General features: G+C 73.5%; 3 protein-coding genes. 1 reads left to right on the top strand and 2 read right to left on the bottom strand.

The window, feature by feature from the left end:
* Positions 1–127: 127 nt before the first annotated feature.
* Positions 128–2,206, bottom strand: a complete 2,079-nt coding sequence (locus KBX37_RS33380) for a molybdopterin-dependent oxidoreductase (protein WP_210779810.1) — start codon at positions 2,204–2,206, stop codon at positions 128–130.
* A 69-nt stretch (positions 2,207–2,275) separates the two neighbouring features.
* Positions 2,276–3,757, bottom strand: a complete 1,482-nt coding sequence (locus tag KBX37_RS33385) for a peptide MFS transporter (RefSeq protein WP_210779811.1) — start codon at positions 3,755–3,757, stop codon at positions 2,276–2,278.
* A 218-nt stretch (positions 3,758–3,975) separates the two neighbouring features.
* Between KBX37_RS33385 and KBX37_RS33390 the strand changes: the two genes are divergently transcribed.
* Positions 3,976–4,317, top strand: coding sequence for an RNA polymerase-binding protein RbpA (locus KBX37_RS33390; protein WP_007070998.1), 342 nt, complete (start codon positions 3,976–3,978; stop codon positions 4,315–4,317).
* Positions 4,318–4,366 lie beyond the last annotated feature (49 nt).

Below are 4,366 nucleotides of genomic sequence, written 5' to 3' on the forward strand. Positions count from 1 at the left end.
GGGACGTCGCCCGCCGCGAGGCCAGCGCCGCCGAGGCCGACCGCGACACCGCCCAGCGGCGGGCCGCGCAGCTCGCCGACCAGGTCAGCGACCTGGCCGCCGCGCTGGCCCGGCTCGGCGCGCCGCCTCAGGCGGGCTGAGCGGGCAGCTCGGCCGGTGCGGCCTCGACCTGCACCCTCGTGTCGTGGAACGTCGGCCCGCCACCCAGGTCGGTGTCCCGGACGGCGGTGACGGCGTTGACGGTGCTGCCGCCGGGGCTCAGCCGCGCCCAGTACGCCTTGTAGGTGAACGCCAGGCCCGGCCGGGTGGCCTCGTCCACCGCGACGGTGGCCAGGAACGCGCCCCGGTCGTTGTGCACCCGCGCCGCGTCGCCGTCGGCCAGACCCCGGGCCGCCGCGTCGACGGGGTGCAGGTGGATGCGGGGCGGGCCGGTGCGGTCGAGGTGCCAGGGCAGCGAGGCGAAGGTGGAGTTCATCAGGAACCGGCCGGCCGGGGAGATCAGCGCCAGCGGGAACCGCCGCGCCAGCTGCGGGTCGGCGGCCTCCACCGGCGGGGTGTAGCCGATCAGCGGGTCGACGCCCTGCCCGGTGAGCTGCGGGTCGTACAACCGGGCCCGCCCGTCGCGGGTGGGAAAGCCGCCCTTGGCGTACGGGGCGGCGCCCACGTCGACGCCGGTGGCCCGCACGTAGGTGTGCTCGCGCAGCTCCTCGAAGCTGACCCCGGCGCCGTCGAGCAGCTGCCGGGCCAGGTCCTCGTCGGTGTCGCGCAGCCGGGGATGGGTCAGGCCGAGGGCGGCGGCGATCCGGCGGAAGATCTCCGTGTTCGGCAGCGCCTCCCCCGGCGGGGTGCTCGCCGGCAGGTTCAGCGTCGCGTAGTGGTGCCCGTAGGAGGTCTGCAGGTCGAGGTGTTCGGGCTGCATGGTGGCCGGCAGCACCACGTCGGCCCAGTCGCAGGTGTCCGTCCAGCGCTGTTCCAGCACCACGGTGAACAGGTCGGCCCGGCCCAGCCCGGCGCGCAGCCGGTTCTGGTCGGGGACGGTGGCGGCCGGGTTGGCGTCGAACACCACCAGCGAGGTGACCGGCGGGTCGGTCTCGCCGGTCAGCGCCGCGGCGAGCCGGCTCATGTTGATCGAGCGGGCCGGCGGGGTGGGCAGGTCGGCCGGGCGGGCCACCCGGTCCGGGTCGATCCGGTGGTGCCCGGAGGTGGTCACCAGCGCCCCGCCGCCCGGGTGGCGGAAGTCCCCGGTCAGCAGCGGGATCGCCGCGATGGCCCGGACGGCCTGGCCGGCGCCGGCGTGCCGTTGCAGGCCCAGCCCGACCCGGATGGCGGTGGGCCGGGTGCCGGCGATCCGCGCGCCGAGCCGGCGCAGCACGTCGGCGTCGAGACCGCACTCGGCGGCGGCGCGTTCCACCGGCCACTCGTCGAGGCGGGCGTCGAGTCGTTCCCCGCCGGTGGTGTGCGCGTCCCGCCACTCCCGGTCGACGCCACCGAGGTCACGGATGTGGCGCATCAACCCCAGCGCGAGGGCGGCGTCGGTGCCGGGCAGCGGCGCGACGTGCTCGTCGCTGCGCGCGGCGGTGTCGGTGCGCAGCGGGTCGATCGTCACCACGTACGCGCCGCGCCGCTGCGCCTCCTGCACGAACGGCCAGTGGTGCAGGTTCGTCGAGAGCAGGTTCGCGCCCCACAGCACGATCAGCCGGGCGTCCACGATCGACTCCGGCTCGAAGCCGACCGACCCGCCGTAGATCGACTGGAGGGCGGCGCGGGCGGCGGCGGCGCAGATGGTGGTGCGCAGCCGCGACGCGCCCAGGTGGGCGAAGAGCCGGGGACCCATCGTCCAGCCCTGCACCAGGCCCATGGTGCCGGCGAAGTAGTACGGCAGGATCGCCTGCGGCCCGTCGGCGTCGATGGTGGCGCGCAGCCCGGCCGCCACCCGTTGCAGCGCCTCGTCCCAGCTCGCCGGCCGGTACGACACCGGCCCGACGCCCTTGGGCCCGACCCGCACCAGCGGCCGGGTGAGCCGGTCGGGGCCGTTGACCGCGTCGAGGTAGCGGTTGACCTTCCCGCACAGCGCGCCCCGGGTGAACGGGTGGTCCCGGTCGCCGCGCAGCGCCACCGCCCTGCCGTCGGTGACGGTGAGCTGCCAGGTGCAGGTGTCCGGGCAGTCCAGCGGGCAGGCGCCGGGGTGGATCGTGGTGCGGGCCATGACGCGGATCGTATCCCCACCGCGCCGGGCGGGGCGGCCCCGCGCACGCCGGGCGCGCGCCGGACGGGGTCAGTGGATGCCGGCCATCAGCCGGGAGATGTGCCGGGTGAACATCACCGCGCCGAGGCCGAGCAGGACCGAGGCCAGGCCGAAGGTGAGGAAGTAGGTCGGTTCGGGCCAGGTCTCGGCGAGCCGGGCCACCTGCCCGCCGATGGCGTCGCCGACGGCGGTGGCGAGGAACCACAGGCCCATCATCTGGCTGGCGTACTTGACCGGGGCCAGCTTGGTGGTGGCGGACAGGCCCACCGGGCTCAGCGACAGCTCACCGGCGACCTGGATGGCGTACACGGCGACCAGCCACCACGGGGAGACCAGGTCACCGCCGACGGCGGCCTGCGCGGCGGCGGCCATCAGCACGAACGACAGGCCGTTGAGGACCAGGCCGACGGCGAACTTTACCGGCGTGGACACCCGGTGGCCCAGGCGCAGCCAGAGCCAGGCGAACAGCGGCGCCCCGATGATGATCAGGATCGGGTTGACCGACTGGAGCCAGGAGGCGGGGAAGGTGAAGCCGAGCACGTCCCGGTCGGTGCGGTCGGCGGCGAAGATGTTCAGCACCGATCCGGCCTGGTCGTAGATCAGCCAGAAGGCGGCGGCGAAGACGAACAGCCACAGGTACGCCTTCATCCGGCTGCGTTCGGTGTTGCTGATCTCCTGGTCGGTGATGATCCGCGCGAAGTAGCCGATGGTGATCAGCACGGTGGCGACGGTGAGGGTGTTGACCACGGTGTTGACGGTGAACAGGTCGGCCACGGCGAGCCCGGCGAGCACCACCAGCAGCACCAGCACGCTGACGCCGATGCGGGTCAGCGCGCGGCGACGGTCGGCGCCCAGCAGCGGGTCGGCGGGGCGATCGCCGGCGTCGCCGAGGTTGCGCCGGCCCAGGACGTACTGGAGCACGCCGAAGGTCATGCCGATCGCGGCGGCCCCGAACCCCAGGTGCCAGTTGATCTTCTCGCCGAGGAAGCCGGTGACCAGCGGGGCGATGAACGCGCCCAGGTTGATGCCCATGTAGAAGATGGAGAAGCCGGCGTCGCGGCGGGGCGAGTCGCGGTCGTAGAGCGAGCCGACCATGGTCGAGATGTTGGGTTTGAGCAGCCCGGTGCCGAGCACGATCAGGGTCATCCCGGCGAACACGCTCCACCGGGCGGGGATCGCCATCACGTAGTGCCCGACGGCGATGACCACGCCGCCCCACAGCACGCTGCGGCGGGCGCCGATCAGCCGGTCGGCGACCCAGCCGCCGGGCAGCGCCATCAGGTAGACCATGGCGTTGTAGGTGCCGTAAACCGCGTTGGCGGTGGACTCCCGCATGCCCAGGCCGTCCTCGGCGACCGCGGCGGTCAGGTAGAGCACCAGGATGGCGCGCATGCCGTAGAAGCTGAACCGCTCCCACATCTCGGTGAGGAACAGCGTCGACAGCGCGCGGGGATGACCGAAGAAGGTCTTCCCGCCCGGCGGTCGGGCGTCGACCGGCGTGTCACTGGTCATCGTCACCTCCTCCCGATCTGGGGCGGCTAACATCCCCGGTGAGCGCCGAAACACTCCACCGATTCGACCCGGCCGGGGACGACCCCGCCGGGTCTCGCCCGTGGCCGGTTACCCTTGCAGGGGCCACCGGCCGGATCACCCAGCCGGGCGGGAATGCCGCGGGGGCGACGGGCTGTTACACCGACAAGACCAGCACCACGAACGAGGGGAAGTCGATCATGGGCGAGCGTATGCTGCGCGGTAGCCGGCTGGGCGCGGTCAGCTACGAATCCGACCGCAACACGGAGCTCGCGCCGCGTCAGACCCGCGAGTACCTGTGCGCCAAGGGTCACCAGTTCGAGGTGCCGTTCGCCGTCGACGCCGAGGTCCCCACGACCTGGGAGTGCAAGTTCGACGGCAGCGTCGCCCGGCTGGTCGACGGCACCGAGCCGGAGCAGAAGAAGGCCAAGCCGCCGCGTACCCACTGGGACATGCTGCTGGAGCGGCGCTCCATCGCCGAGCTGGAGGACATCCTCGCCGAGCGGCTGCAGGAGGTCCGTACCCGCCGCGGCCGCGCCTGAGCGGCCCCAACCAACGACGACGGCGCCCCCGGGAGATACCTCCCGGGGG

The sequence above is a fragment of the Micromonospora sp. U56 genome (assembly GCF_018070095.1).
Classification (GTDB): Bacteria; Actinomycetota; Actinomycetes; order Mycobacteriales; family Micromonosporaceae; genus Micromonospora; species Micromonospora purpureochromogenes.

Bases quoted from the DNA above. Each gene is read 5' to 3' on its own strand.
- KBX37_RS33380 (WP_210779810.1), bottom strand. From the start codon at position 2,206: ATGGCCCGCACCACGATCCACCCCGGCGCCTGCCCGCTGGACTGCCCG.
- KBX37_RS33385 (WP_210779811.1), bottom strand. From the start codon at position 3,757: ATGACCAGTGACACGCCGGTCGACGCCCGACCGCCGGGCGGGAAGACC.
- KBX37_RS33390 (WP_007070998.1), top strand. From the start codon at position 3,976: ATGGGCGAGCGTATGCTGCGCGGTAGCCGGCTGGGCGCGGTCAGCTAC.